Source organism: Bifidobacterium subtile, assembly GCF_000741775.1.
Taxonomy (GTDB): Bacteria; Actinomycetota; Actinomycetes; order Actinomycetales; family Bifidobacteriaceae; genus Bifidobacterium; species Bifidobacterium subtile.
Genome location: NZ_JGZR01000008.1, coordinates 107,632 through 133,630, shown reverse-complemented (window position 1 = coordinate 133,630; position 25,999 = coordinate 107,632). Strand labels below are relative to the sequence as shown.

Here is a 25,999-nt window from a genome sequence, read left to right as displayed (position 1 = left end):
TGCGCTTCCGGTGGTGCGCGCATGAGACGATCGCCGCCTGCCGCGCCCTGTTCCATGGCGTGCCCGCCCCCGACGTATTGGCCGGCGACGGCATGCGCGGCAGTGGAGACGGCCGCCCGGGCCGAATGGCCGGACACCCGGCTGCAGCGCTGCCTGGCGCACGTGCAGCGCGACACGCGCCGCGACCTGACCATGCATCCCGGGAGCCAGGCGGGGCGGGAGCTCAGAAAACTCTCATTGAAGCCCGCCAGAGTCAGGACGGCCGAGCAGGCGGCCCAATGGGCGGAGGCGCTCAACGCATGGCACGAACGCTGGCGCGGCCTCGTGAGCGAGCGGACCACCGCCAAGCAGGACCCGGGAAACCCCAAGGCATTGGCGGGGCGCAAGTGGTGGTGGACGCATGAGCGGCTGCGCCGCTCCTACAAGCGGTTCGAGAAGCTGTTCCGCGACGGGCGGCTGTTCGCCTATCTGGACCCCAGGCTCCTTGAGGGCGGGCCGGTGCCGGACACCACGAACCGATTGGAAGGCGGCGTGAACTCGCCGATCAAGCGGATCCTTGTGAACCACCGGGGCATGGGCGAGGCGCGCATGATGCGCGCGTGCGAATACGAATGCTTCATGCGAAGCCCCGGCCCCGACCTCAAGGCGCTGCTCGAAGCCCACGAGACGCGGGAGAGGACGCGGGCCTCGGCCAAAGCGCAGCAGGAACGGGAAAGCGAACAGCATACCGGCGACGAGCCAACTGCGGGCAGCGGCGTCGACTGGAACGAACTGCACGCCAGCACCCCATACCCCAACAACACCGACTAAAAACCACAGTCTAAACCAACACGTTTGTTCCTATAACCCGACTCTGCGACGTAAAATTGTCGTGGAAGCCCTCGTGGATGTCAGTGGCGACGGAAGGAACGATGCGAGCAAATGGGAAAACAGGGCGATGGAGAGCGGCGTGCGCCTGACTCATGGCGTACTGTCGAAATGAGCGAGCTGTGGGCGGCGATTACTGCTGGATTCGAGGCTGACGACGACGCGGAGGCTGTAGGCAGCGACGTCAGCAGCAGTGTGAGAGGCGGCGCCAGCGGAGGTGCTGGCGACCGTACCCAAGGCAATGTCGGCGACGATGCGAGCAATGAGATCAGCAGCGGCGGCAATGGCCATGTACAAGGAGATGGTGACAGCGATGCGGGAGACCATACCCGACAGCGCCGTGTCGTAGCGGTGGACGGCCGCTCCGGCTCGGGCAAGACGACCCTTGCAGACCAGCTTGCGGCGCTATGCGGCGACCACACCTTCATAGTGCATACTGACGATTTGGCATGGTACGAGCCGATGTTCGACTGGTTCCATCTACTCACCGATTCGATTCTGAAGCCGTTGCAGGATGGTGTGTCCGTTTCGTTCACGCCTCCGGAGTGGGTCAGGCGCGGCAGGACCGGCTCGATTGATGTGCCGTCGGATGTTGAAACACTCATCATCGAGGGGGCGGGTTCGTCCTGCAAGGCGGTGGCGGATTTTCTCGATGCTGCGATCTGGGTGCGCTCCGACAGGGTCGAGGCCAAGCGACGTGGCGTGGAACGGGATGTCGCAGCCAACGCGAATGGCGATCGCGAGGAGTGTGTGGCGTTCTGGGATTCGTGGGATGAGGACGAGCGCCGTTTCTTCGCCGCTGACAAGCCGTGGGAACGGGCCGACTTCATTGTTGACGGGACTTCGTCAACGGCATTCCAGCCGGGAATGGTGACGATGAAGGCCGGGCCGGCCGACGCTGATGATTCGTCTGCATCGGTGTCGACGAATCATGTGTAGACAACTCGTGTGTAGATGAATCAGTGGTGTCGTTGCGATAATCATTCGGCTGTGGCGATGACGGAATCGATGGCAGCGGATGACATTGGGATAGCCGGGGCTGGCAACGTCTGACTGCTGGCGGAGAGAAGAGCCGGCACTGGTAAGAGCGAAGGCAGCGGCAGGGGGCTGCAGCGCCTGTGTTGGTGCCTGCGTTGGCGCCGGCCGCCGCCGAAGGTCAGCTATTCGACTCAGGCACGCGCGTGGGCAAAGTCATGCGGTCGGCTTCACTGATTTCGCGGATAACCTTGCAAGGTATGCCGGCGGCGAAAGAATTGGCTGGTATGTCGTGCGTGACGACGGAGCCTGCGCCGACGACGCTGCCTTCGCCGATGGTGACGCCGCCGGTCACGGTAACGTTGGTGGCCAGCCAGCAGTTCGCCTCGATGGTGATCGGGGCTGCGTATTCGTAGTCGAAACCGGAGCCGTCAGCGGCGGTGCGCACGTTGCGCTCCTGCCAGCGCATGGGGTGGATTGGGGTCACGAGCGACACGTTCGGCCCGAGCATGACGTTGTCGCTTACGGTGACCGGGCACACGTCCAGCACAATCAGATTGAAGTTGGCGTAGACTCCCCGGCCGAAGGTGGTGAATTCGCCGTAGTCGAAGTTGATGGGTCCGGCCACATCCGCGCCCTCGCCGCGATGGGGCAGCAGCTTGTCCAGAATCGCCTGCCGGGTTTCCGCATTATCCTCCGGCGTGCGGTTGAACGCCTCGCACAGGCGATGGGCACGGGCGCGGCGGCTTACGAGATCAGGGTCGGCGGCGTTATAAAGCTCTCCGGCGAGCATGTAGTCGAGTTCGGTGCGCTGTGGCGTCACATGCAATGGTGTCAGATGTGATGGCTGCGGCATGGGGGTTGCTCCTTGCTGGTTGAGGGTTGACGTGATTCGATGGTTGCTGTGACTGGGATAATGAGTTGCTGATGATGCGGTTGCAGCTATCGCGGATTGTACTGCGGCGGGATTGCCATGCTGCGTGTTGCGATGGTTGCTAGCTGGCGGTTTGGTTGGTTGACGGCTGGATTGACCGTGATGCCCGCGGCGACTGACGTGCAGCGGCAGTCGGAGTTTGCCTATTGAGATTGCAAGTCCCTGATGAATTGGACATACTCTTCGGCGTTCTGCTCGATATGCTCCTCCGTTGGAGCGTGGGCGGTGTCGTATAAGGCGAAAAACGGCCGATAATCGGCGTGGCAGTAGTCGAATGTGGTTTCGAAGGGCGCAAGCAATTCCTTGAGCGTGTACCGATATCTGCCTTCGGCGCTGTAGTCGGGCTGCACGATGCCCGCGCTGACAGCGAGCGCAACGGGCTTGTTGCGCAGCGCGTTTCCACCGATGCCGTATGCCCAACCGTGGGTAAGCACCTCGTCGAGTCACTGCTTCACTATGGGCGGGCAGTTGAACCAGTACAGGGGAAATTGCAGGATGAGCGCGTCATGCGAATCCACGAGGCGGCGCTCTCGTCCGGCGTCGATTTGGCCGTTCGGGTACGCCTCGGAGAGCACATGCACATCGCATAATTCGCTGTGCTGGCGCAACGTTTCGACCCAGGTCCGGTTGATAACGGATTTGCCGAGATCGGGATGACCCACGACTACCAGTGCTGTCATATGAGAGGCGCCTTTCCTGCACGATGGTTGTTGCTGATTCTAGTATAGTGCGTACGTACGTACATTAATATGGTAGGATGACAGCTATGGCAAAAGACTATTTCGCGGGCGATTCTCGTTCGAACCGCGAACGCATGCTCGCCGGCGATTTCTATATCGCCGAAGACCCGGACAATGCGCGGCTGTCGCGTCGGGCCACGCAACTGTCCGATCTGTACCATCGCGCGTATGTCACGAACGAAGACGAATCGCAGCATTTTCTTGAGGAGCTGATTGGCGACTTGGGCGAAGGCGCGTACGTCAAGCCGCCGTTGTTCGTCGACTATGGCGAGAACATCACCATCGGGGCGCGCACCTTTATTAACTTCAACCTGACGGCGCTGGATGTCGCGGCTATCACGATAGGCGAGGACTGCCAGATCGGGCCGAATGTGCAGCTGCTCACTCCGCTGCACCCCATCGCCCCGGGGCCGAGGCGCGACAAGCTCGAAGCGGCCAAGCCGATTGTGATTGGCGACAATGTGTGGCTGGGCGGCGGCGTCATCGTATGCCCCGGCGTGAGCATCGGCGAGAACAGCGTGATTGGCGCGGGCTCCGTGGTGGCCAAGGACATACCGGCGAATGCGGTGGCGGTCGGCAGCCCGGCACGGGTGATTCGCCGAATCGGGGAGGCGGCGTGAAATGAACGCGAAGCCGCCCGCAAAGGATAAAGCATCTGCGAATGCTGCTTTTGCAGAGGCAGAGCGTTCCGTGAAAGGCGAACGTTCCGCGAATGCCGGATTGTCGTCGAAGCAGGCATCGGCCCGCAAGGGCCGCAAGGTGCAGTCCGGAAAATTGATTCGCCCAAGCAGCGCGGGTCATGGAGGCAGTGTGGCGTCGGGCTCTCAAACGCGCCGTCTGCGGCGCACCGACCCCGGCCGTCGCGACCGCATCATCGACAGCTGCCTGGACGTCATCGCGCAGGTCGGCGTGGCGGGTGCGTCGCATCGCGTGGTCGCCAGGGCCGCCGACGTGCCGCTGGGCTCCATGACCTACCATTTCAACGGCATGGACGAGCTGCTGCGCGAGGCATTCACCCGCTTCGCCAACAGCGTCGCCGACCGCTTCGAGCGCCGCATGGCGCAAGCCGAAGACCTTGGTTCGGCGCGGAAGGCGGTCGTCGCCATCATCACCGAAGACATATTCTCCGGCCCGCGCGAGCAGGTGATTACTCACGAGCTCTACACGCTCGCGGCCAGAGACCCGTCATTCCGCTCCATCACCACGGCATGGATGCGTCGCAGCCGCGCTGCGCTGGAGAAGTTCTTCGACCCTGAAACCGCACGCATGCTCGACGCGCTCATCGAAGGCCTGAGCATCCATCGCGCCCTCGACCAGCAGCCGCGCGATGCCAGCGAAGTCGTGGAAGCGGTCAATCGCATCACTGCGGCGGGTTGACAAATCATGCAGTTCGAGACGAGCTGAATAGACGACCGGTCATGTAGGCATGTGGATATATCCCGTGCTTTCCTGCGGTATGACGCACCAAGCCATCCAGTATGAGTCGAACGTGCGAAGGTTCGTGTGTTTCCTCTCTGTGCAACGCACGGATGCGTCCAGTATGAGGCAGATGCGAAGCTAATGGGCTAATGGGCACATTCGTGCGTTCTACTGCGGCAAACGCGCGGACACGTCCAATAGTGGGAAGTGGGCGGGCATGCAGGGGGAGGCCTGCCGTCCTGCGATGCAATGGTTGTAAGCGTGGTCGTCTGCATTATGGGTTGTGCCGCGGGTGTGCCGCATGCTGTTTGGACTGCGCTTGCGCTATATCTATGTCGTTTATGTCGTTTTGTCGCACCGTGTTCAGTCTGCACTGCATCTGCACTATGGTGGTGAGTATGAACGAAACGCAGCGAACGTTGCCGACGACGATGCCGGCCCAACATGCCCAGCAGGCCCAATCCGCGCATCAGGGCGACTGGCGTCCGCTGTCGGTGTCCGCGCGGCTGGGTCGGCTGCAATTCCACAATTCGGGCAAGTTCCGGGTGTTGCAATTGGCGGATATCCAGGACGGGCCCAAAGTCGACAAGGACACCATCAAGCTGATCAGCGCCTGTCTGGACGCCGCGAGGCCGGACGTCGTCGTGTTTTCGGGCAATCAGATTGCCGGCTATGACACCGCGTACGCCGCGACCTTCCGCAAGCGCCGCTGGACTGTGGCATGGAATCGGGTCAGGACGCAGAACGCGGATCGCTTCGCCGCCGACTTGGAGCATACGCGGGGACTGGTGCGCTCGCAGATCGCGCAGTTCGTGCAGCCGCTTATCGACCGCGGGATTCCGTGGGCCGTGACCTACGGCAACCATGACTTCCAATGCGGCCTTGACAACGCGGAATCGGACGCCATCTACCGCGAGTTTCCCGGCTGCCTGAATCCCGAATCCACGGCCGCCAGCCCCGGCCATCCGCGCATCCAGCCGTCATCCGGGCTTCCTGAGCAGCGGATATTCCCGTGCGAGCCGGGCACTTTCGCGCTGCCTGTGCTGGATGCGGAGCGCCGACGCGCCGTCATCGCCTTGGTGCTGCTGGATTCGGGCGATTACTCGCCGTTGGGCGGCTACGGCGTGCCATCCGACCGGGCGCTGACCTTCCTGCATTCGATTTCGGGCCTGCTGGGCGTACGTTCGATGGTTTTCCAGCATTTCCCGCTGCCGCAGCATTACGAGCTGCTCAAGGAGGTGCTGGCTACGGCCGACCATGCCGTGGAAGGGTACCGTGCTTTCGCGGGGCATCATTATGTCATCGATGAAACCAAGACGCTGCCTGGCAGCTACCTCGGCGAAGGCGTGAGCTGCCCGGACCATGACTGTGGGGAATTCGACCTGATGAAGGACGGCGAGGGATGCTTCGCGCTCAGCGCCGGACATGACCATCGCAATCGCTTCGTCGGCACGCTCGACGGCATCCTGCTGGCGGCGACCCCGACCTGTGGTTTCGGCTCCTATGGCCCTGCGCCCGCGCAGCGCGCCGCCCGCCTATTCGAGTTCGACATCCGCCACCCCTTCGCGCCGCGCACGCAGCTGCTCGAATTCGGCGAGCTGGTCGGCAAACCAAGCAATCGCAAGGCCTATACCTACGCGCTCAACGACACGGCGGCCTCGCCGGGGGAGACGATGGACCTGCTGCGCAAACCGGGGCTGGTCTCGCGCATCGCCAAGCGCTTGCGCGGCATCGGCCAGTAGCGCCAGTAGCCCAACAGCGCAGGGCAACAATGACGAACTCGCAAAAGCGGAACTGGAACGAAAGGGCCACTGACCAGGCTTAGCGTCCGTTGTGTAGCGACAGCTACGTCCTGACGCTACAAAGCGGACGCTAACGAAGCCTTACAGACCGTTGTGTAGCGACAGGCCATAATTAGCGCTACACAACGGACGCTCATCGAGGGGGTGCGTCCGGAAAACATATCTAACTTTTAGTCAGCACTCTCTCTTGCCGTCGCATGGCTAGCGGTTGACGCTGGCCTTCATGAGCGCATCGGTCAGGTACTTGCCTGCGGTCATCACGAGTGGCGCGTAGCGGCGGCCCGGCGCGGAACCCATGCGCCCGGAGGGACCGGAGATGGAGATCGCGGCGATGACCTGCCCGGAGGCATTGCGAATCGGCGCGGAAATCGAGCATACGCCCTCCTCACGCTCGTTGATCGACTCGGCCCATCCGCGTTTGCGCACGGCGGCGAGGCGGCTGGCCGTGTACTTGGCGTGAAGCAGCCCCTGATGAAGCCGCTCCGAATCCTCCCACGCCATCAAGATCTGCGCGGCCGAACCGGCTTCCATCGACAGCATCGCGCCTACGGGAATCGAATCGCGCAGCCCGCTGGCCCGCTCCACGGCGGCGATGCACACGCGCTGGTCGCCCTGCCGGCGATATATCTGCGCCGATTCGCCGCTGCGATCGAGCAGCGTCTGCAAAATAGGCCCGGCGGCGGTCAGCAGGCGGTCCTCGCCGGCAGCCGTGGCCAGCTCGGCGAAGCGCGAGCCCAATACGAAACGCCCATGCGGGTCGCGCAGCACGAAGCGGTGCCGTTCCAAGGCAATCGCCAGCCGGTGCGCCGTTGGGCGAGCCAGCCCGGTGGTTGCAACCAGCTGGCTGAGCGTCAACGGGCCGGATTCCAAGGCATCGAGTATCTTGACGGTTTTGTCAAGCACCCCGACTCCCGAATGAATCTCCCCGTCGTCCATGCGAGCAGCCCCGGTCGCGCCATGGTCGTCGTGCGCCGTGCCGCCGAACTGCGCATCGAACTCGTCGGTGTGGGTGCTAGAAGAAGTCATATTCGGATTATGCCATCTCATATTTCGAAACGCAAAAGTTCGTGCGCGCTGCAAGCTCGCATACTCGGTTGTGGAAGGGCTGTGTTTGAGTGCGCAGCCGGAATTGTTTTCAGGCGCGAAACCGTGTATGGCGAGTCCAAAAGGAGACTGCATGGGAACCACATTGGCTGAGAAGGTATGGGCCGACCATTTGGTGCGGCGGGGAGAAAACGGCGCCCCCGATCTGCTGTACATCGATCTGATGCTGATGCACGAGGTGACCAGTCCCCAGGCGTTCGAGGGCCTGCGGCTCGCCGGGCGCAAGCCGCGCCACATCGATCAGCTCATCGCCACCGAGGATCACAACACGCCGACGGCCAACATCGACCGCCCCAACCCGGACAAGACCTCCGCGCTGCAGCTGCAGACCTTGGAACGCAACTGCAAGGAGTTCGGCGTGCGTCTGCACGGCTTGGGCGATGCCGATCAGGGCATCGTGCACGCCTTCGCGCCGATTCTGGGACTGACGCAGCCCGGCATGACCATCGTGTGCGGCGATTCGCACACTTCGACGCATGGGGCTTTCGGCGCGCTTGCCTTCGGCATCGGCACCTCCGAGGTCGAGCATGTGATGGCCACGCAGACGCTTTCGTTGAAGCCCTTCAAAACGATGGCCATCAACGTGGACGGCGAGCTGCCGGCAGGCGTGACCTCGAAGGACATCATCCTCGCGATTATCGCGAAGATCGGCACCGGCGGCGGCCAGGGCCATGTGCTTGAGTACCGTGGTGAGGCGATTCGCAAGCTGTCGATGGAAGCGCGCATGACCATGTGCAACATGTCCATCGAGGGCGGCGCACGCGCCGGTATGATCGCGCCGGACGAGACGACGTTCGAATATCTCAAAGGCCGTCCTCACGCTCCTGAAGGCGAGATGTGGGATCAGGCGCTCGAATACTGGAAGACGCTCAAGACCGATGACGACGCCGTGTTCGATAGGACTGTGAATCTGAACGCCAGCGACCTCGCGCCGGTCGTGACCTGGGGCACGAACCCCGGCCAGGGCTTGCCGATCACCGCGAATGTGCCGGTGCCTCAGGAGATTCCGGACGCCAATGCCCGGGCTTCGGCTACGTCGGCCATCGAGTACATGGGGCTTACGCCGGGCATGCCGATCAAGGACATCGCGGTCGATACGGTGTTCATCGGCTCATGCACCAACGGCCGCATCGAGGACTTGCGCACGGCGGCGAAGATCATGAAAGGCCATCACAAGGCGAAGTCGATTCACCGCGTGCTGGTCGTTCCCGCCTCCTCGCGCGTGCGGCTGCAGGCGGAGCAGGAAGGTTTGGACAAGATCTTCACCGACTTCGGCGCCGAGTGGCGCAACGCCGGATGCTCGATGTGCCTGGGCATGAACGCGGACAAGATGGTGCCGGGCGAGCGCTCGATCTCGACCTCGAACCGCAACTTCGAAGGCCGTCAGGGCAAGGGCGCGCGCACGCATCTGTCCTCGCCGATCGTGGCCGCTGCGACTGCGATTCGCGGCACGATCTCAAGCCTGGAAGACCTGTAAGGCGGGCTTGCGGTGCGGGCTGACGTTGGCTGCTGTTTGGCTGGCGAATGGGTTTTTGGCTTAATCGGTGAGAAAACCATTGCCAGCAGGCCGAATGGCTGGTAAGGATGTATAGAGGATTCGCGCGGGGCATCTGCTGAATGTGTTGGCGCTACTGAATCAGACGGTGAACGATGCGCGACTGATTCGGTCGGATTGCCGAAATCGGGCAGCCGCGAAACGGATACGTCAAAGGACGTGGAGATTTATGGAAAAACTTACTGTGGTGAGCGGCGTCGGCGTGCCGCTTCGTCGTTCGAACGTGGACACGGATCAGATCATTCCGGCCGTGTTCCTCAAGCGCGTGACCAAGACGGGCTTCGACGACGCGCTGTTCTACGCGTGGCGGCGCAACCCCGAGTTCGTGCTCAACCGTTCGGAATATGCGAATGGCAAGATTCTGGTCACCGGGCCGGACTTCGGCACCGGCTCGTCGCGTGAGCATGCCGTGTGGGCCTTGCATGATTATGGATTCAAGGTCATTATCTCGCCGCGCTTCGCCGACATCTTCTACGGCAACACCGCCAAGAATGGCGTGTTGGCCGCGATCATGTCGCAGGAAAGCATCGAGCTGCTGTGGAAGCTGCTTGAAGAAAAGCCGGGCCGCGCAATGACAGTGGACCTCGTTGAGCGCACCGTGACCTGCGGCGACGTGACGCTGCCCTTCGAAGTGAACGACTACACTCGCTGGCGTCTGATGAACGGCTTTGACGACATCGACCTGACTTTGCAGCATGAGGACGATATCACCGCCTACGAGAAGCTGCGCGCCGAGCGCTTCCCCTTCAAGCCCAAGACCCTCCCCGCCAAGCACATGCCCGAGCACCGCATCGCCTCCGCCAGAGAGCAGGATGAGGGTGAGTGGTCGGGACCAATCAGTGGACAGCGCGGTGCGCTGTCCACTGGCCCCGAGCTGCGCCGCGACTTACGAGCGGCGTAGCCAATATTGAGCCCGCCGAAGGCGGTCCCTAATTGCAGGACCAGGACCATCATTGGGATTGTGTGGCCCGGTAATCCGTGCATACCCAGCATTGCGCCGCATGCGATTAATGACTGCAGAACTGAGGCCGTCATTGGGATGGATGGTCTCGGTGAATCTGCGCATAGTCAGTCATTGCCTGCGCCGCAGGCGGTCCTTAATTGCAGGACCGGACCCGTCATTGAGATGGGCGGCCCGGTGATTTGCATATAGGTCCTGAATCCGTCGCATACGATTCGGAATCAGGGCCGGTCTCGCCGCCTATTCCACCAAACAACCCACGCAGATTCAGTTTCTTCGTGTGGGAATGTGTGCGGTTTTCCGTTTTGCGCGTGTATCGGCGTTATGTGTAGTGTTAATTTACCTTTGCGGAGGTCTATCTGCGTTGTGTGAGGCGTTAATTCCCCGGCACCCCGAGTATCGCTGGCCGAAAACGGCGGTTCTGGGCCTCTCGATACTCAACGCTCCGCAAAATAACGCCTCACACAACGCAGATAGACCTCCGCAGCCCCCAAATAACGCTACACATAACGCAGATACGCTCGATTGTTGATGGGCGACTATGAATGGGCGGACATTTCCATTGGTGATGTGCCTGAATTGTGCCGATTCGTGTCTCACTGTAGAGAGTGTGGGACTGTCTCGTCAATCCGTAGCGCCGTTCTCCTATACTGGTGCAAAAATCTATAGGAGTGTGTCATGGCCGAGTATGCCGAGCCGTTCTACGATGTGAACCTTAGCTATGCCGAGAACTACGAATGTGGCCCGTTCGGCGCATTCGCCGGTGCGCTTGCCAAATCAACGCCTTCGACTACCGAGACGTCGGTATCCGGCAGCGCGGCGGCAGCAACTGCATATGACTCCAGCTCGAGTTTCCTCGATCTCCCAGTCAATCTGCCTTTCGGCATCCCTGCCGGCCCGCTGCTCAATTCGCGGTTCACTACGGCGGCGTTCCGCATGGGCTTCGATCTCGCCGTCTATAAGACCGTGCGCACCCGGGCTTGGGACTGCAATCCTTTTCCCAATGTGCTTTCGGTGCATCCGCGCACGGGCGCGCTGACTCCGGGTGACGCCGAACTGGACGAAGGCGTGCTGGCCGACAGCCATTTCGAGCGCCCGCTATCTATTTCGAATTCCTTCGGCGTGCCCTCGCGCGACCCGGACGAATGGCAGCCGGACATGCGCGATGCGATTGCCGCAGCGGGACTCGGGCAGCTGCTCATTCCCAGCTTCCAAGGTTCGCGGCATGAGGGCATGACGACGAGCGAGTATATCGCCGATCATGTGACGGCCGCTCGGCTGGTGCGCGAGACCGGGGCTCAGCTCATGGAGATGAACACGAGCTGCCCTAATGAAGGCCGTAATCGGCTGCTCTGCGACGACCCGCGCTTGGTCGGCGAGATCACGCAGGCTGTGAAGAACGAGATCGGCGACATGCCGCTGATCATCAAGCTGGCGTATCTGCCCAGCGATGAGGCGCTGGAACGCATGGTGCGTGAAACCGCCGCGCACGGCAGCGTGCAGGCGTTCGCGACAATCAACACGGTTTCCGCGAAGCTGGTCGACCGCAAGGGCAATCAGGCGTTGCCGGGTGAGGGCCGTGAACGCAGCGGTGTGTGCGGTTCGGCCATTCGCAGCGCCGGGCTGGACATGGTTCGTCGACTCGCCGGTATGCGCGAGCGGCTGGGACTTGATTTTGCAATCATCGGCATCGGCGGGGTCATGAGTCCGGCGGATTATCAGGCGTATCGCACGACTGGAGCGGATGCGGTGATGAGCGCGACCGGTGCTATGTGGGACTGCGAGTTGGCGCACCGGATCAAGGGCGAATTGCCGCGGCAGTAGCTGGTCGCGAATGAAGCTGATTGGGATATAGCTGAACAACGGTTGCATACTGCGGGAAATGCGCGAGATGCAAGAGAGACGTTGTCCTGAGATCTGCTGTCTTTCACTGCTCGTTCGCCGTCTGCTAATCCGCTAATACTTGCCGCCGCTTTCCAACGCCCGCCGGCTGCCAGCGGGCATATGCGTTGATATGAAGCGCAACAGTCGAAACGTTGAAGGCAAGGCGTGATGACCGAGAGCAACGTGTCAATGGGGCATCTTGCGGAATACGGCCAAAGCAAGCGGTGATGCGGCAGTGAAACACGGCGGCAGCGCACCGCTGAGTCATCTCAGCACTGCGGCAGTGCAGCGAAGGCGGCAGCGGGGCAGCTTTTCAGCGCGTGTCGTTTAGGCTGCGGGCGCATTTAGCGCATTTCACCAAGCCCCCACAAGCCTTGTGGCAAACTAAATGCTAGCGTTATATCCGCCTGCAAACCAGCGTGGGGAATGAAAGAGGACTGAAGAGTGGCTGAAGATAGCGAAGATGTGCTGCATGTGGTCGGCGGAAAGCCGCTGAACGGCACCATCAAGGTGCGCGGCGCGAAGAATTTCGTCAGCAAGGCCATGGTGGCCGCGTTGCTCGCGCCGGGCGTGTCCGTGCTCAAGAATGTGCCCGAAATCCGGGATGTGCATGTGGTCTCCGATCTGCTGCGCCTGCATGGCGTGAATGTGGATGTCAATGGCGACAAGGGCATCGTTACCATCGATGCCACGAATGTGCAGCTGGCCGATGTCGCCGACGTCGACACGCTGTCCGGTTCCTCGCGCATCCCAATCCTGTTCTCCGGTCCGCTGCTGCACCGGTTGGGTGAGGCCTTCATCCCGCAGCTGGGCGGCTGCAATATCGGCGGCCGGCCGATCGACTTCCATCTGGAGACGCTGCGCAAGCTGGGCGCAAACGTCGACAAGGAGCATCAGGACGGCATCCATATCACCGCGCCGAATGGCTTGCATGGTGCGAAGATCCACCTGCCCTACCCGTCCGTGGGCGCGACCGAGCAGACGCTGCTCGCCGCCGTGCTGGCCGAAGGCAGGACCGAGCTGTCCGGCGCGGCGATCGAACCGGAGATCATGGATCTGGTGGCGGTGCTCCAAAAGATGGGCGCCATCATCTCGGTGGATGTGGACCGCACCTTCCGCGTCGAAGGCGTCAAGGAGCTTAAGGGCTACACGCATACCTCGCTGACCGACCGCATCGAGGCGGCATCCTGGGCTTCGGCGGCGCTGGCGACGCACGGCGATATCTTCGTCAAAGGCGCTACGCAGCCCGAGATGATGACCTTCCTCAACGTGTTCCGCAAAATCGGCGGCGAATTCGACATCACCGACAAGGGCATCCGCTTCTGGCATCCGGGCGGCGACCTGAAGTCGGTTGCCCTCGAAACCGACGTGCATCCCGGGTTCATGACCGACTGGCAGCAGCCGCTCGTCGTGGCGCTGACCCAGGCCAACGGCCTGTCGATCGTGCACGAAACCGTGTACGAGAACCGCTTCGGCTTCACCAAGCCGCTGGTCCAGATGGGCGCGACCATCCAGCTTTACCGCGAGTGCCTGGGGTCATTGCCCTGCCGCTTCCAGCAGCGCAACTACAAGCATTCCGCTGTGATTTTCGGGCCGACTCCGCTCGAAGGCCGCGACATCGACGTGCCCGATCTGCGTGGCGGATTCAGCCATCTCATCGCGGCGCTGACGGCCAAAGGCCCCTCCGACGTGCGCGGCATCAGCCTGATCGACCGTGGCTACGCCGACTTCCGCGGCAAGCTCACCGCCCTCGACGCCGCCATCGACTAGTGGTGTTTGCGTGTCTGCCGTTCATTAGGTGGTTTTTTCGTTCATTAGACCTTTGGCTAAGTAGCCTCGTCATTGTGTGGATACAAGATCGTTGGAATCTTCCTGTTTCTGGTCGATGCTTGATGGGATATACGCATAAACAATTTCGTTCAGACCCAAAAAGGGCCTAATGAATGCAGCCGCGTAGCAGCTACGTGGCTGCAGGACATCAAAATTTGCGAGCAGGATCCTGACGGAGAGAAGTAGCGATTGAATGACGGGATACTCACATGCACGCTAAGCCCTTTCTCCGAAGTCCCTTGAATTCATTAGGCCGATTCGACCCAATGCAAGTCTCGAAAGGGGAATCCCACAATGAACTCACTGCTATAAAACGTTGAATTCAAGCCATTTATAGAATGGATCATTCACTTGTCTACTTTGGCAAGGGCCTAATGAGCGGAAAAAAGACCTAATGAACGAGCGTGCAGGGCAGATTGTGGTGTACGGTGACTCGATGGCTTTTTTCATTCACGACCATGCCTGTCGTCTCAATATTTCCCTTGGTTAGGGAATTGTATGTTCGCCCGAGCATTGCATCATCACCAGTTTGGATGCCCGAACTGGTGAATGGCTTTGTCAGCTTGAACAAAGGCATCGGCGACCATCATCACAAAGTGATGCAGCGTTGTTTCGGTTGCGAACACTTCTTTGGTTGCAGTGAAGACCTTCCACCCAAGGCTTTGCAGCCTATTGCGCTTGTAGACGTCGTAGGTCCAGCGGTCTCTGGTGTAGTGATATGCGCCGTCGTACTCGATAATCACCTGCTGCTCGAGATACGCCATATCTACTTGGAATTGATTGCTTTCGATGGTGTCGATGATAAGTGGGTTTACTTCCGGAGAAGGAAGTCCGGCAACAGGAAATCCAAGCCGGAGCTCGGTCTCCTGTGGTGAGTCGGTTCCTTCGACGCTCAGCGATAAGGCTTCTTTGCAGACGCGAACTCCGGGGAATCGGCCAATCCCATAGATGAATTCCTCGAGGGCACCATGATTGGTTTGTTTTAGGTTGGGGTTGCCGCAGGTCAGCCAGTCCATGATCATAACCAGTGAATCGCGGTCGCAATAAGTGGCCATCTGACATACCGCCTGCTCTATCGAAACTCCGGCGATGTTGTCGCCAAACTGTGTGTGGGTCATAGTTTTCGTCCATAAATGACTCTGAATGCCACGCATGTGTAGGAGCTGCGCTGTCGAGTTAGTGGTGACGTGTAGCAGCTTGTTGTTCAAACTGCTGGGCACGTTGACGCTCATGCCACATAGCCTCAGAAGAGTGATGTGGCTGAAAATGAGCGTGCGCTTGGTTCGTCTGGCTGCTTCGGCGCAGGCCAGATGCTGCTCGTTGGCGAGCCGTTGTGCCTCATCGAGGGTGAAGAATGTGCTTCGGGAAGTAGTTTGCATGTTGGCATCGTACGGGAGGTTGCCCGGTCGTGTCATGCGTATCACGGTTATGTGGTCGAAGGCTTGAAGTTTCGACACGCCGAGGGCTTGCCTGGTGAGATGGTCGCATAGGCCATTTCAGTGGCATGGAGCATCAGGAGGCTGATGGTGGGAATTGCCGCGCGCGGTATGGTGCGACTCGGTTTCTGCGTCACAATGCGTCAAAATGCGCGAACAGCGAACGGGCGCGGAAGGTCAGCGCGGCTATGGCGGCTGCGGTGGCAAGCGCGATCCATAGCGGGGACACGTGGTCGTAGGCCCAGCCGTATGCCATCTGGCCCAGCGGCATGGCGCAGATTGACAGGCTTGAAACCATCGCCATGACCTTGCCCGTGAGCGCTTCTGGGGTGCGCATTTGAATGGCGGGAATCGCGATGATGGTGGTGAAGCTGGCGGCGATGATCATGCCGCAGAACGAGGCGACAATCAGCGCCAGTCTGGTCCAATCGTTGAACGGCGCTGCGAACGCCACTGCGCAGGGCAGCACGCATACGGCAATGGCGTAGCAGGCAACTGGGAATCGCTCGATGATGAGTTTCGAGGCCAGTGCACCGGTGATGAAGGCGCCTGCGACTCCTGCGATGCCGACGATTCCCTCGCTAATGCCGTAGACGTTGGCGTTGAAGCCCAGCGTAGCGCGCACCATATAGGTGAACCCCACGGAGCTGTTGCCGTTGACGAAGAAGTTGACGGCGGTGGCGAACAGCATGAGCTTAAGGATATTGGGTTGCTTGCGAGCTAGGAAATGCAAGGCTTCCTTGATGTCTTCGATAGGCGTGGGCATGGCTGTGGGCGCATCTTCATCGGTTGTGATTGTGCTTGCGTTTGTGGTTGCAGCGCCGTCATGGGCCGCACGCCGTGGGGGCGCGAGGCGCAGGAAGCATTCGAGGATTGCCGTGGCGTAGAAGCCCGTGATGCTGATGATGAGCATCATTCGGATGCCGAATGCGGCGTACAGTACTCCGCCGGCGAAGGAGGGCAGCAGCGAGGTGAGCTGCTGAACCTGATTGACGATGGCCATGCCGCGGCGCATGGTCGTTTTCCCGGAATCGCGCAGCAACTGGGGCAGCGCGGCCTGAACGGTCGGCGTTTCGAAGGCGCTGAGCACGGAGAGCGACACCATGAGCGCGCTGACCGCGACCATGCTGAACCCATTGCCTGCTGCAAACCAGACGGCTGCCAGCACGATGAAAGTGCCGGAAAGTGCATCCAGCGCAACCATGATGGTGCGCCGGCTGATGCGGTCGGCCAGCACGCCGCCGAATGGGGACAGCAGAATCGTCGGCACGACGGCTGTGGCGAGCATGGAGGCAAAGGTCGAGACTGAGCCGGTTTTGTCGAGCACCCACATCGACATCGCAAAGCGCAGCATCGTGTTGGCGAAAAGGGAGAGCCCTTGGCCGGCAACCAAGAGGATGAAATTGCGACTGGTGAGCAGGGAGTGAGGTGCGGGGCTGGAGTTGAGATGCGGATGCGGAGAGGTCACGATAATTCTTTCATACCGACCGACGGTATGTATAGAAGTGATGAAACAATCGAGATTGGAACTGGATTGGAATGTTGGGGATTGAAGAGGCGGAGGGCGGGAAAGAGCAATGAGAGCGGTTGGAATGATGCGGAGCAGGAAGGCGGAGGCTGGGGCAATGGAATGGGGGAGGCGGCATATCGGGAACGAGTGTGGAATGGGGAACATGAAATTGGGGGATAAGGGAAGAAGGGGCGGCACAAGGCAACGATGTGGAAGGGGAGATATATAGGGGACGTGGAGCGAGTGCGCCGGCGTGAACAAGCGGTTCATCATGCTCGGGGATAGCTAGGGGATGGGGGCGAGCGGCCGGCGATGAGGTCTTTTGAAGTGCTGGCTGGCGACGGAGAAGAGGGACGGTGTAGAGGAAATAGCGGAAGAAAGAATAGCGGAATGCATGAGGGATGATGGAGATGGTGCGGGCGACGGGGCATTGGCACGATGGCTGAAGTGGCGGGAAGGCGGATCGACTGGCGAGCGGGCCGTCCGCAGAGAAGGCCGACCGGCGAAAGACTGACTGATGAGCGGGAAAAGGGTGATCGGCAATCCGGTCGACCGCCGAAATCTCCTACTGTTCTATTGCGATCTGCGGCGTTTCTGCTGGAGATTCGTTGCCCGGCGCGGCGAGCACGGCGATGCCGCTCATGAAGTCATCGATGAGCGCATCGTCGAAAACCGGCACGTTGATGGCTTCAAGCATGGCTTCCAGGCATTCGATTCGGTGCCGTAGCTCGCTCGGCGTGCCGGGGAAGAAGTGCGGAATCAGCCAGTAGTTTGGCAGCAGGGCCAGCATCTGGGCCGCTTCGCGCGGGTATTGCGTCGGTGTGGAGCCGTCGGCGACGCCCTCCTCGATATAGACGAGCAGTTGCTGCGAGAGCTCGTTGCCCCAATGCCGCAGGTTCGCGGCCGGCGTCGTGGGGTCGTCGAGCTGGGGGAGCAGGGCGCGGATGGCGGTGAGATGCTGCTTGTCGCGCATGGTGGAGCGCATGGTCTCCTGCAGTTTCTGCAGTCCGGACATCGTCTTGTCGCTGTCGAGCCGAGCGAAGATATTCTCGGTGAATTCCATATCCTGATTGCTCAGCGCGTCGAGAATGGCCTCTTTTGAGGCGAAATGGTGGTAGATTGCGCCTTTTGAGAGGTCGCCCAGCGCATTCAGGATGTCCTGGATGGAGGTTTTCTCAAATCCCTTGGCGGCGAACTGGGCTCGTGCCGCATCGAGGATGCGCTGCCGGGTAACTTCCGGGTGGGCATTGCGTGCCATAAGGCTGCTTCCTTTCTGGAACGAGGTTGCGTGGTGCGCGGCTGTTTGTCGGGCGGAGATGGTCCTGCGTATAAAACGTCAGCCGTCGTGTGCTGCTAGTTGCAACTATACATACCGTCGGTCGGTATGTATAGTTACGCGTGTTGCTGCCGCCTTCGTGGCTGCTGCGTGGCCATTCCTGCGGTTCGTTCGGCGCTTGCGGCACAATGGGGGGCATGAGTTCCAAAGGAAAACCGTCGCCACGCTCGGCCGTGAGACCACTGAGCAACGAGCAGGTGCGCAAACTCGATGAACGACATCATCTGGTCGATCCGACGCATGAGCCGCCCATCCCGGGGCATGCGCCCAACACCGCCGAAATCGAGGCGCAGCACCCGAAAGGTACGCGGCGCCTGCTCGCCGGAGTGTCGGTCGTGATGCAGATGCATAGCAAGGTGCGGGCCTGGGGCTTGGAGAACATCCCCGAAACCGGCGTGTTCATCACAGCGGCGTCGCATGTGACGATGTACGACGTGTTCGTGCCGATGATGACGCTGTTTCATATGGGCAGACGGCCGCGGTTCATGGCGAAAGCGGAGCTGGGCGGCTGGCCGGTGATCGGCAAATGGTTCCAGCTGGTTGGCATGCAGCCGGTGCCGCGGCGCAGCGGCAAGGCGCGCGTCATCGAAGAGGAGTCCGTCAGGATTCTCACGTCCGGGCGCCCGCTGACGATCTGGCCGGAGGGCACGCTGACCCGCGACCCGCTCAAATGGCCGATGAGCATGAAGAACGGCGTCGGCATCATCGCGCTTGAGGCCTCGCGCCGATTGGGCCATCAGGTGCCGCTGTTCTGCGCGGTCACTTGGGGCGCGGCGAGCATCAATCACTGGTGGCCGTGGCCGCGCAAGAACGTCGTCATGTGCTACGACGCACAGCTCGACTATTCCGATTTGCTTGGCGACATGGCTCAATGGGGCGAGGAGCCGCCGGCAGCGCTGGCCGATGAGCTGGCCGGGCGGGTGCGCGAGCGCATGGAAACCGTGATGACTGAGATTCGCGGCGAGCAGCCGCCCGCCGAAGGGTACTGGGACTTCCGCACGATGAGCCGCAAGCCGCGCTGAATGGCTGAATGGCTGAGCTGCTGAGCCGTGAATAGACAGTCCTGTGGACTGTCTGTAGGCGAAGCTGAGCGGCCGCCAAGGCCGCGAAGTTAACGAGTTACAAGAGGAAGAACATAGACTTCGCTGGGCATGCTGATGAGGTGTCCGGCTGACATCGTCGACGGTAAGCGAAATGAGGCACCGGACAGAAGCCTAAAGACGGTGCCGTCGTTCCTCGGCCTCTTAGCGTGTCCTCGCCTCGTTTGCGGATGGCGCACCGCGTTATCCACTTAACGGCTCGGCAAAGTCAAGGCGGGCGGTAGCATAACAAGGCATAGATACGTCCATGGGCGCGAAGGAGCGAAGTATGAAGATCACGGTGTTGGGCGCGGGAGCTTGGGGCACGGCCTTCGGCCAGCTGCTCGCGGATGCTGGCAATGACGTGATGATGTGGGCTCGCGAACCCGAGATCGTACAGGGCATCCGCGATCATCGTCATAATGCGGTCCGTCTGCCCAGCGTCGAGCGTCTCCCGGAGAACATGTCCGCGACCGGTGATCAGGCCGAGGCGGTGCGCGGCGCACAGATCGTCGTGGTGGCGATCGCCGCCCAGTTCGCCCGGATAGCGCTCGAATCGTTCAAGGATCTGATTCCCGAGAACGCCATCGTCGTCTCGCTGATGAAGGGTATCGAACGCAATACCGGCAAGCGCATGGATGAGGTGGTGCGTGAGGCGCTTGCGTTGCCAGCCGAGCGTTTCGCCGCCATATCCGGTCCGAACTTGAGCAAGGAAATCGCCGACCGCCAGCCTTCGGCCACCGTCGTGGCCTGCGAGGATATCGACGTGGCGCATACAGTCGCCACATCCTGCACTACGGGATATTTCAAGACTTTCGTCACTACTGATGTCATTGGGCTGGAAATGTGCGGATCGCTCAAGAACGTCGTGGCGCTCGCGGTCGGCATGGCCCGAGGAGCCGGATACGGTGAGAACACCGCGGCCATGATCGAGACGCGCGGACTTGCCGAATTGACGGCGCTTGGCGAGGCCGCCGGGGCAAGCCCGCGAACCTTCGCAGGTCTGGCCGGCGTCGGCGATCTGATCGCCACCTGCGGTTCGCCGCTGAGCCGCAATTACACTTTCGGCTCCAATCTGGGCAAAGGCATGAGCGTCGCGGAGGCGACCGCCGCCAGCAGCGGCGTGGCCGAAGGTGTGCCCACGACCGATGCCGTCGTGGCGCTTGGTCGCAAGCTCGGCGTGCCCACTCCCTTGGCGTACGCGATGAGCAGGGTGCTGGACGAGGGCATCCCATGCTCTCAGATGCTTGGCGAGCTGTTCAGCGCAGATATCGGCGAGGAGTAGGCGCTGTCTCACGAGACGGGAGGCTCTCCGATATATATTCGTGGGGCCGGGCAGACTGTATGCGGGCGCGGCCGACTTCGAGCCTTCGCCGCCCGCGCAGCGGGATTCCTGTTCTCTTTATCTGAATGGCGTAGCTGCAGATGTCGGCTTTAGCCATTGCCGTCAACTTTGGTCGCTGTATTTGCTGTTGCTGTTGCTGTTACTGTTGCCGTAAGTACCGGTCGGTATCCGCTAGTTGGTTTTTCTGTGCAGACGACGCTGTCTGCACGGATGGCATGTTCAAATCGCTAGGCGGATTGGCTGTGTCATACGTATTCTCAAAGTTTTACGCAGATGCAGGGCGATGTCTTTCCCCATTTTCAGTAGCGCATTTTCATCCGCGCATCCTCCAATAGCGGCAATGAAATCAACGGGCAACATTCGTAAATCCGTAACAGCATCGAAATACGAGCTTTACTCTTGAGTTTCACAGTCTCTTTATGATTGGTCCTACCAATTTGAATTGGTGATTGCAGCACATACAAAAGGAAAAATCATGAGAGTAAAAAATGTAAACAGATACATCGCGCAATCTCTCGCTTTGGTCACAAGTGTCATTCTTCTTGCCTCGGGCTGTGGATCATCAGCCAGTTCTTCGGCGAGCACCTCTAATGCACTGAGTGTTGGCTATGCGAGCTGCGCACATTGCATCCCTATGAGCCTGATTCCCGACCAGGCAAAGGGCGTCAAACTGGATATGCACCAATTCCAAAACGGCAATGATTCTCTGATGGCGCTCATGAGCAAGAAGGTGGATGTCGCCCAGGTCACCTACGGCCATCTTGTCACGGCGCTGAATCAAGGGTCTCCGGTAGTTGCTATTTCTGGCCAGATCAATGGCGGCAGCGATATTATTCTTTCCAATGATATGAAGGATAAGGTTAGCCCGGGCAACTGGAAAGAGCTCTCCTCCTATATCAAACAAAAAGCGTCTGATGGCGCAAAACTGAAGATCGGCGCCAATCGCGGGAGTTCGCAGGATCTTCAGATGCGCGCGCAGTTCAGCGCCGAAGGCATCGACGTCAACAAGGAATTGGATTTCGTGAACATCTCGAATCCTGCCGATTTCAAGAACAATCTCGTGAACAAGCAGATTGACCTGGTGTCCGCCGTCGAGCCATTTGCCTCCGGCATCATCCTGTCGAATTCCGGCTATCACTTCGCTTATCCGTATGATCAGCCGATGAGCAATCTCACCAATATCATCCTGACCCGGGATGATGTGATCAAATCAAAGAGCGACGCGCTTCAGCAGTTCGTCGATGCGAATGTCGAGGTCGTCAAGAGTCTGAAAGATGACACGAAGCCATGGGTGGATGCGATTGTCGCCAAGACGAGTCTCGATAAAGCTACCGCACAGCGTGCGGTCAAGAACGCGACGCCTGACTACACCATCAAGTTGAAGAGCGCCGAGCAGGTAGCCAAGACGCTTAAGGATTTGGGATATGTGCAGAAGGACGTCTCCGGAGAAGTCTCCTCGCATGTAGATTACAGCTTCTTGGCCAAGGCGACCAAGCAATCTGAAACCCAGCTTGGTAAGTAGTGATGAGCATGACTGGTTCCAAGAATCCTGCAACGTGGAGTGGGATGGTTCTTTCCAAGCTCGGCCACGGGATTCAGAAGCTCGTTTTCCCGATTCTGGTCATTGGAATATGGGAAGCATCCTCATTCAGCTCAGGATATAGTGCGGTTTTTCCAACCCCCAGCAAGATTCTCCACGCGCTGGGAGACTGGATCTTCGGGTTCGACGGCAGTACGCAGAGCGTCAGCGGCCAGTGGCTTACGGCCGCGACCAGCAGCTTGACGCGTGTGCTTTCCGGTTATGTTCTTGCTATCGTGCTGGGCGTCATCGCAGGCATCGTATGCTCGTGGTGGGAGGTCACCAAGCGTCTTTTGGAACCGACGGTGCAGATGCTGCGTTTCATTCCGCCAGTCTCCTGGATACCATTAAGCATCATATGGTTCGGCATAGGCGATGGTCCTGCGGTGTTCCTCGTGTTCCTGGCATCGTTCTTCCATATTTTCATCAATACGACGCACGGCATTATCAGCACGCCTGAGAATCTGCTTCGTGCCACGGAGATGATGAGTGCAAGCTCGCTACAAAAGCTGATATACGTGGCATTGCCCCATGCGGTGCCCTCCATTTTCACGGGTTTGCGCACAGGGCTTGGCGCCGCCTGGATGACGGTGGTGACGTCCGAAATGATAGCGGTGAAAAGCGGCTTGGGCTATTCCCTGTGGGATTCGTACAATTTCATGCGCTTGGATCTGGTCGTTGCCGCCATGCTGAGCATCGGGGTTATCGGCTACCTGTCCGACTTTATTCTGCGGCTCATCTACCGCCGCGTCATGTTCTGGAAGGAGCCCTGACATGGCCTATCGCTATCTCAATATTGAAAATGTGGGCAAGAGGTATCAGACGCCGAACGGCGCGCTTGATGTGCTTGAGAGTCTTGATCTGCGCATTGAGAATCATGAATTCGTCTGCATCGTTGGCCCGAGCGGGTGCGGGAAAACCACGATTCTCAATCTCATCGCGGGATTCGAATCACCTACTTCCGGTCGGCTGACGCTTCTGGACGAGCCGATTGAAGGGCCAGGCAGCGATCGGGCGGTCGTCTTCCAAGAGGCGAGCCTGATGCCTTGGATGAATGTACAGTCCAATATTGGATTGCCGCTCAAGGTGAAGCATGTTTCCAAAGAGGAGCGTGCCGCGAAGGTCGAACCGCTTATCGACACAGTGGGCTTAAAGGGCTTCGAGCGACATTTCCCTTGGCAGCTTTCCGGGGGCATGCAGCAGCGAGTGGGTATCGCGCGAGCGTTGGCCATGGATCCTCAGATTATTTTGATGGATGAGCCTTTCGGCGCATTGGATGCGCAGACACGTGAATCCATGCAGGAAAGTCTGGTTGACATCTGGTCGAAATCCAAGAAAACCGTGGTGTTCATAACGCATAGCATCGATGAGGCGCTCGTGCTCGGCGATCGCGTCATCGTCATGGGATCGCGAGGAACCGGGGTTAAGGATGACATTCATGTGGATTTGGACCGCCCGCGTGACTCGACCACGGTTCCGTTCAACGAATTGAAGAAGCACATTCGAGAGCTTCTCGTCAACTGATGAGCGCAGAACGCGCAGAAAGAGACATCCTATGAAACGCATTGGCATGCTGACCCCGTCATCAAACACCATTTTGGAGCCTGAAACCTTCGCCATGCTGTCGGCGCTGCCCGATGTCAGCGTCCATTTCGGCAGGTTTTCGGTTACAGAGATCACGCTTTCCGATAAAGGCGTGGGGCAGTTCGATATCGAACCCATGCTGACGGCGGCCAGGCTGCTGGCGGAAGCAAAAGTCGACTGCATTATATGGAATGGTACTTCGGCAGGATGGCTCGGAGAGGACAGCGACGCGCAGCTGTGTGCCAGCATCAGCCAAGAAACAGGCATTCCATGCTCATCTGTCGTGCTGGGGCAGCGCGAGTTGTTCCGTCGGCTCGGAGTGCATGCCATCAATCTGGTGGACCCGTACACCGAGGATGTGAATGTGGCGATCCAGCGCACGTTTGGAGCGATGGGCACGACTGTTGCCGGATGGTCGTCGTTCAATGAGCATGTGAACTGGAATTTTTCGCAGTTCACCCGCTCTCAGATCAAGGCAAAAGTCCAGGAGCTGATGCAGCAGCACCCGGACGCCGATGGCATCTACGCGTTCTGCACCAATATGAAGGCTGCGGATCTAGCCATTTGGGCGGAGGGCCGCTACGGCATACCGTTCATCGATTCCACGGCTCTGGCTGTCTGGGAGGCGCTGCGCGTCATTGAATACCCGAATGCCGACAGGCTTGCCCAGCAGTGGGGAACGATGTTCAATGCATGATGCATCGCGAACCTTGGGCAATGAATACTGGTTGGTGAACGTCGCAGCCGTCATCGAGCATGACGGCAAATTCGAGGTGCGCCACCATACCAGCATCCATGTGGTGGGAAACGCCATCGCTTGGATAGGAGATTCCGAGCGCTCTTCGCTGACGTCGGATGCCAAGGTGCGTGTCATCGACGCGCATGATGCCTATGCGCTGCCCGGGTTCATCAACACCCATGTTCATTCCGCCCTGCTATCGAATCATGGCCGGGGAGACGACTACGCGGGGGCGCCGATTTATCAGCACCGCGTAGCGCAAGGCATCATGTTCTCTCCTGACGAACTTGCGGTTCTCGCCGGTTTCGGAGCGGTGCAGGCTGCGCTGATGGGATCGACCACCATAGTCGACAACTATGAGCATGAGGATGCCTCCGCCGGCTACCTGGAGCATGTTGGTATTCGTTGCTATGTCAGCGAACGCGTGCATGACGCCGATCTCGCCGTGCTGGCATACAGCGGCCGGTACGAATATCAGCACGCTATTCGCGAACAAACGCTGTCCAGACAGCACAATCTCGAAGACCGCTACGCAGCCAACGGCGATGACGATCTGATGCGCGTGATGATCGGACCGCATGGCCCGGATACGTGCTCGCGCGAATTGCTCGCGGAATGTTCGCGGCTTGCCAAGGCTCGACAGCAACTGGTGGCGATCCACCTGTCGCAGGGAGCGCATGAGCGCGATCAGGTTTCGTCCCGCGATGGTATGGATTCGGTGGAATTGCTGGATTCCTGCGGTTTGTTGGGTCCATGGCTGTTGGCTGGCCACTGCCTATCGCTGCCGCGGTCGCGCATCGCTCGGCTAGCGCAGGCGAAGACACACGTGATTCAGATGGTGGGCGCAAATCTCAAATCCGGCTGCCGTCTGCAGAGCGACGAATTCGCCCAAGCCGGTGCTAATGTGTGCGTCGCCACGGACAACATGATGCCCGACATGCTCGATTGCCTGCGGCTGTATGTGCTGGTGAACCGTCTCGACTCACCGCATCCCGATAACTATGACGCGTCTCGGGCGCTTGCATCCGCGACGATCAATCCCGCGCTCGCCATCGGCCGTTCGCATGATCTCGGGCGTCTGGCAAAGGGATACAAGGCCGACATCGTGCTCATCGAGCCCAACCCTGTGGTGTCGGTCCCTGCCAGCGGAGAGCTGCAGCATATCGTCTATAACTACCGGCGTGACGATATTCGCGATGTTATCGTGAACGGCGAATTCGTGGTGAAGGACCACGCGCCGGTCAATGCCGACCTCATGCAGCTGCGGCAGGAGGCCCTTCGGATATTTGCGGTGCATGATCATGACTGAGCAGGCTGCGA

The 25,999-nt window shown here is 59.9% G+C and carries 20 protein-coding genes and 2 pseudogenes; 16 read left to right on the top strand and 6 right to left on the bottom strand.

All coding sequences use genetic code 11. The features are described from left to right. Nucleotides 1–616: pseudogene (locus tag BISU_RS08760) on the top strand (IS256 family transposase); the annotation flags it as partial. Nucleotides 617–978: 362 nt separating this feature from the next. Continuing rightward, nucleotides 979–1,806, top strand: coding sequence for a uridine kinase family protein (locus BISU_RS11695; protein ID WP_052115702.1), 828 nt, complete (start codon nucleotides 979–981; stop codon nucleotides 1,804–1,806). Nucleotides 1,807–2,023: 217 nt separating this feature from the next. On the opposite strand, the gene BISU_RS08750 is transcribed toward BISU_RS11695, so the two are convergent. Both BISU_RS08750 and BISU_RS13220 read right to left on the bottom strand, forming a co-directional pair. Further along, entirely contained in the window at nucleotides 2,024–2,698 is a 675-nt protein-coding gene (locus tag BISU_RS08750) for a sugar O-acetyltransferase (protein WP_024464181.1), read from the bottom strand. Between the two features lie 221 nt (nucleotides 2,699–2,919). Beyond that, nucleotides 2,920–3,456 (bottom strand): annotated as a pseudogene (locus tag BISU_RS13220) (NAD(P)H-dependent oxidoreductase). Nucleotides 3,457–3,542: 86 nt separating this feature from the next. Here BISU_RS13220 and BISU_RS08740 point away from each other — a divergent pair. The 3 genes from BISU_RS08740 to BISU_RS08730 all read left to right on the top strand — a co-directional run bounded on the left by BISU_RS08740 (nucleotide 3,543) and on the right by BISU_RS08730 (nucleotide 6,677). Continuing rightward, on the top strand, nucleotides 3,543–4,136 hold the full coding sequence (locus BISU_RS08740; RefSeq protein WP_024464182.1) for a sugar O-acetyltransferase: 594 nt from the start codon (nucleotides 3,543–3,545) through the stop codon (nucleotides 4,134–4,136). Nucleotides 4,137–4,206: 70 nt separating this feature from the next. After that, nucleotides 4,207–4,893 (top strand): TetR/AcrR family transcriptional regulator, encoded by a 687-nt coding sequence (locus BISU_RS08735; protein ID WP_226839095.1) that lies wholly within the window; start codon nucleotides 4,207–4,209, stop codon nucleotides 4,891–4,893. A 440-nt stretch (nucleotides 4,894–5,333) separates the two neighbouring features. After that, the gene (locus BISU_RS08730) at nucleotides 5,334–6,677 is read left to right on the top strand and encodes a metallophosphoesterase family protein (protein WP_024464184.1); all 1,344 of its coding nucleotides are present in this window, start codon (nucleotides 5,334–5,336) and stop codon (nucleotides 6,675–6,677) included. 261 nt (nucleotides 6,678–6,938) lie between these two features. Here BISU_RS08730 and BISU_RS08725 read toward each other — a convergent pair whose 3' ends face one another. Continuing rightward, entirely contained in the window at nucleotides 6,939–7,673 is a 735-nt protein-coding gene (locus BISU_RS08725; protein ID WP_152599244.1) for an IclR family transcriptional regulator, read from the bottom strand. Nucleotides 7,674–7,914: 241 nt separating this feature from the next. Here BISU_RS08725 and leuC point away from each other — a divergent pair, with 241 nt between their 5' ends. The 4 genes from leuC (at nucleotide 7,915) to murA (ending at nucleotide 14,011) form a co-directional block, all read left to right on the top strand. Next, the gene (gene leuC, locus BISU_RS08720) at nucleotides 7,915–9,318 is read left to right on the top strand and encodes a 3-isopropylmalate dehydratase large subunit (RefSeq protein ID WP_024464186.1); all 1,404 of its coding nucleotides are present in this window, start codon (nucleotides 7,915–7,917) and stop codon (nucleotides 9,316–9,318) included. 247 nt (nucleotides 9,319–9,565) lie between these two features. Then, nucleotides 9,566–10,297 carry a 3-isopropylmalate dehydratase small subunit gene (leuD, locus tag BISU_RS08715; protein ID WP_024464187.1) on the top strand — a complete coding sequence of 244 codons (732 nt, stop codon included), beginning with the start codon at nucleotides 9,566–9,568 and terminating at the stop codon, nucleotides 10,295–10,297. Nucleotides 10,298–11,035: 738 nt separating this feature from the next. Continuing rightward, nucleotides 11,036–12,181: a beta/alpha barrel domain-containing protein gene (locus tag BISU_RS08710; protein ID WP_024464188.1), complete on the top strand. Its 1,146-nt coding sequence runs from the start codon at nucleotides 11,036–11,038 to the stop codon at nucleotides 12,179–12,181. Between the two features lie 504 nt (nucleotides 12,182–12,685). Then, entirely contained in the window at nucleotides 12,686–14,011 is a 1,326-nt protein-coding gene (gene murA / locus BISU_RS08705) for a UDP-N-acetylglucosamine 1-carboxyvinyltransferase (RefSeq protein WP_024464189.1), read from the top strand. Nucleotides 14,012–14,592: 581 nt separating this feature from the next. Here the strand turns inward: murA and BISU_RS08700 are convergent. From BISU_RS08700 to BISU_RS08685, 3 genes are all read right to left on the bottom strand, one after another. Then, the gene (locus BISU_RS08700; RefSeq protein ID WP_024464190.1) at nucleotides 14,593–15,450 is read right to left on the bottom strand and encodes an endonuclease domain-containing protein; all 858 of its coding nucleotides are present in this window, start codon (nucleotides 15,448–15,450) and stop codon (nucleotides 14,593–14,595) included. A gap of 190 nt (nucleotides 15,451–15,640) precedes the next feature. Further along, complete coding sequence (locus tag BISU_RS08695; RefSeq protein WP_024464191.1) at nucleotides 15,641–16,975, bottom strand: MFS transporter; 1,335 nt, start codon at nucleotides 16,973–16,975, stop codon at nucleotides 15,641–15,643. A 607-nt stretch (nucleotides 16,976–17,582) separates the two neighbouring features. Continuing rightward, complete coding sequence (locus BISU_RS08685) at nucleotides 17,583–18,275, bottom strand: TetR/AcrR family transcriptional regulator (RefSeq protein ID WP_024464193.1); 693 nt, start codon at nucleotides 18,273–18,275, stop codon at nucleotides 17,583–17,585. Nucleotides 18,276–18,490: 215 nt separating this feature from the next. Here BISU_RS08685 and BISU_RS08680 point away from each other — a divergent pair, with 215 nt between their 5' ends. From BISU_RS08680 to BISU_RS08650, 7 genes are all read left to right on the top strand, one after another. Further along, nucleotides 18,491–19,375 (top strand): lysophospholipid acyltransferase family protein, encoded by an 885-nt coding sequence (locus BISU_RS08680; protein WP_024464194.1) that lies wholly within the window; start codon nucleotides 18,491–18,493, stop codon nucleotides 19,373–19,375. Between the two features lie 346 nt (nucleotides 19,376–19,721). After that, the gene (locus tag BISU_RS08675; protein ID WP_024464195.1) at nucleotides 19,722–20,717 is read left to right on the top strand and encodes an NAD(P)H-dependent glycerol-3-phosphate dehydrogenase; all 996 of its coding nucleotides are present in this window, start codon (nucleotides 19,722–19,724) and stop codon (nucleotides 20,715–20,717) included. A 694-nt stretch (nucleotides 20,718–21,411) separates the two neighbouring features. Further along, a complete protein-coding gene (locus BISU_RS08670) occupies nucleotides 21,412–22,299 on the top strand; it encodes an ABC transporter substrate-binding protein (protein WP_051246250.1) in 888 nt (295 codons plus the stop codon). A gap of 8 nt (nucleotides 22,300–22,307) precedes the next feature. Continuing rightward, a complete protein-coding gene (locus tag BISU_RS08665) occupies nucleotides 22,308–23,129 on the top strand; it encodes an ABC transporter permease (RefSeq protein ID WP_033503211.1) in 822 nt (273 codons plus the stop codon). 1 nt (nucleotide 23,130) lies between these two features. Then, nucleotides 23,131–23,880 carry an ABC transporter ATP-binding protein gene (locus BISU_RS08660; RefSeq protein ID WP_024464198.1) on the top strand — a complete coding sequence of 250 codons (750 nt, stop codon included), beginning with the start codon at nucleotides 23,131–23,133 and terminating at the stop codon, nucleotides 23,878–23,880. Between the two features lie 31 nt (nucleotides 23,881–23,911). Next, on the top strand, nucleotides 23,912–24,637 hold the full coding sequence (locus BISU_RS08655) for a maleate cis-trans isomerase family protein (RefSeq protein WP_024464199.1): 726 nt from the start codon (nucleotides 23,912–23,914) through the stop codon (nucleotides 24,635–24,637). Beyond that, nucleotides 24,630–25,988: an amidohydrolase family protein gene (locus tag BISU_RS08650; protein WP_024464200.1), complete on the top strand. Its 1,359-nt coding sequence runs from the start codon at nucleotides 24,630–24,632 to the stop codon at nucleotides 25,986–25,988. Before BISU_RS08655 ends, BISU_RS08650 begins: the two co-directional genes overlap by 8 nt. The last annotated feature ends 11 nt before the right edge of the window (nucleotides 25,989–25,999 follow it).

Excerpts from the sequence above, each read along its gene's own strand:
- BISU_RS11695 (WP_052115702.1), top strand. The coding sequence starts at position 979 with ATGAGCGAGCTGTGGGCGGCGATTACTGCTGGATTCGAGGCTGACGAC.
- BISU_RS08750 (WP_024464181.1), bottom strand. The coding sequence starts at position 2,698 with ATGCCGCAGCCATCACATCTGACACCATTGCATGTGACGCCACAGCGC.
- BISU_RS08740 (WP_024464182.1), top strand. The coding sequence starts at position 3,543 with ATGGCAAAAGACTATTTCGCGGGCGATTCTCGTTCGAACCGCGAACGC.
- BISU_RS08730 (WP_024464184.1), top strand. The coding sequence starts at position 5,334 with ATGAACGAAACGCAGCGAACGTTGCCGACGACGATGCCGGCCCAACAT.
- BISU_RS08725 (WP_152599244.1), bottom strand. The coding sequence starts at position 7,673 with ATGGACGACGGGGAGATTCATTCGGGAGTCGGGGTGCTTGACAAAACC.
- leuC (WP_024464186.1), top strand. The coding sequence starts at position 7,915 with ATGGGAACCACATTGGCTGAGAAGGTATGGGCCGACCATTTGGTGCGG.
- leuD (WP_024464187.1), top strand. The coding sequence starts at position 9,566 with ATGGAAAAACTTACTGTGGTGAGCGGCGTCGGCGTGCCGCTTCGTCGT.
- BISU_RS08710 (WP_024464188.1), top strand. The coding sequence starts at position 11,036 with ATGGCCGAGTATGCCGAGCCGTTCTACGATGTGAACCTTAGCTATGCC.
- BISU_RS08700 (WP_024464190.1), bottom strand. The coding sequence starts at position 15,450 with ATGCAAACTACTTCCCGAAGCACATTCTTCACCCTCGATGAGGCACAA.
- BISU_RS08685 (WP_024464193.1), bottom strand. The coding sequence starts at position 18,275 with ATGGCACGCAATGCCCACCCGGAAGTTACCCGGCAGCGCATCCTCGAT.
- BISU_RS08680 (WP_024464194.1), top strand. The coding sequence starts at position 18,491 with ATGAGTTCCAAAGGAAAACCGTCGCCACGCTCGGCCGTGAGACCACTG.
- BISU_RS08675 (WP_024464195.1), top strand. The coding sequence starts at position 19,722 with ATGAAGATCACGGTGTTGGGCGCGGGAGCTTGGGGCACGGCCTTCGGC.
- BISU_RS08670 (WP_051246250.1), top strand. The coding sequence starts at position 21,412 with ATGAGCCTGATTCCCGACCAGGCAAAGGGCGTCAAACTGGATATGCAC.
- BISU_RS08665 (WP_033503211.1), top strand. The coding sequence starts at position 22,308 with ATGACTGGTTCCAAGAATCCTGCAACGTGGAGTGGGATGGTTCTTTCC.
- BISU_RS08660 (WP_024464198.1), top strand. The coding sequence starts at position 23,131 with ATGGCCTATCGCTATCTCAATATTGAAAATGTGGGCAAGAGGTATCAG.
- BISU_RS08655 (WP_024464199.1), top strand. The coding sequence starts at position 23,912 with ATGAAACGCATTGGCATGCTGACCCCGTCATCAAACACCATTTTGGAG.
- BISU_RS08650 (WP_024464200.1), top strand. The coding sequence starts at position 24,630 with ATGCATGATGCATCGCGAACCTTGGGCAATGAATACTGGTTGGTGAAC.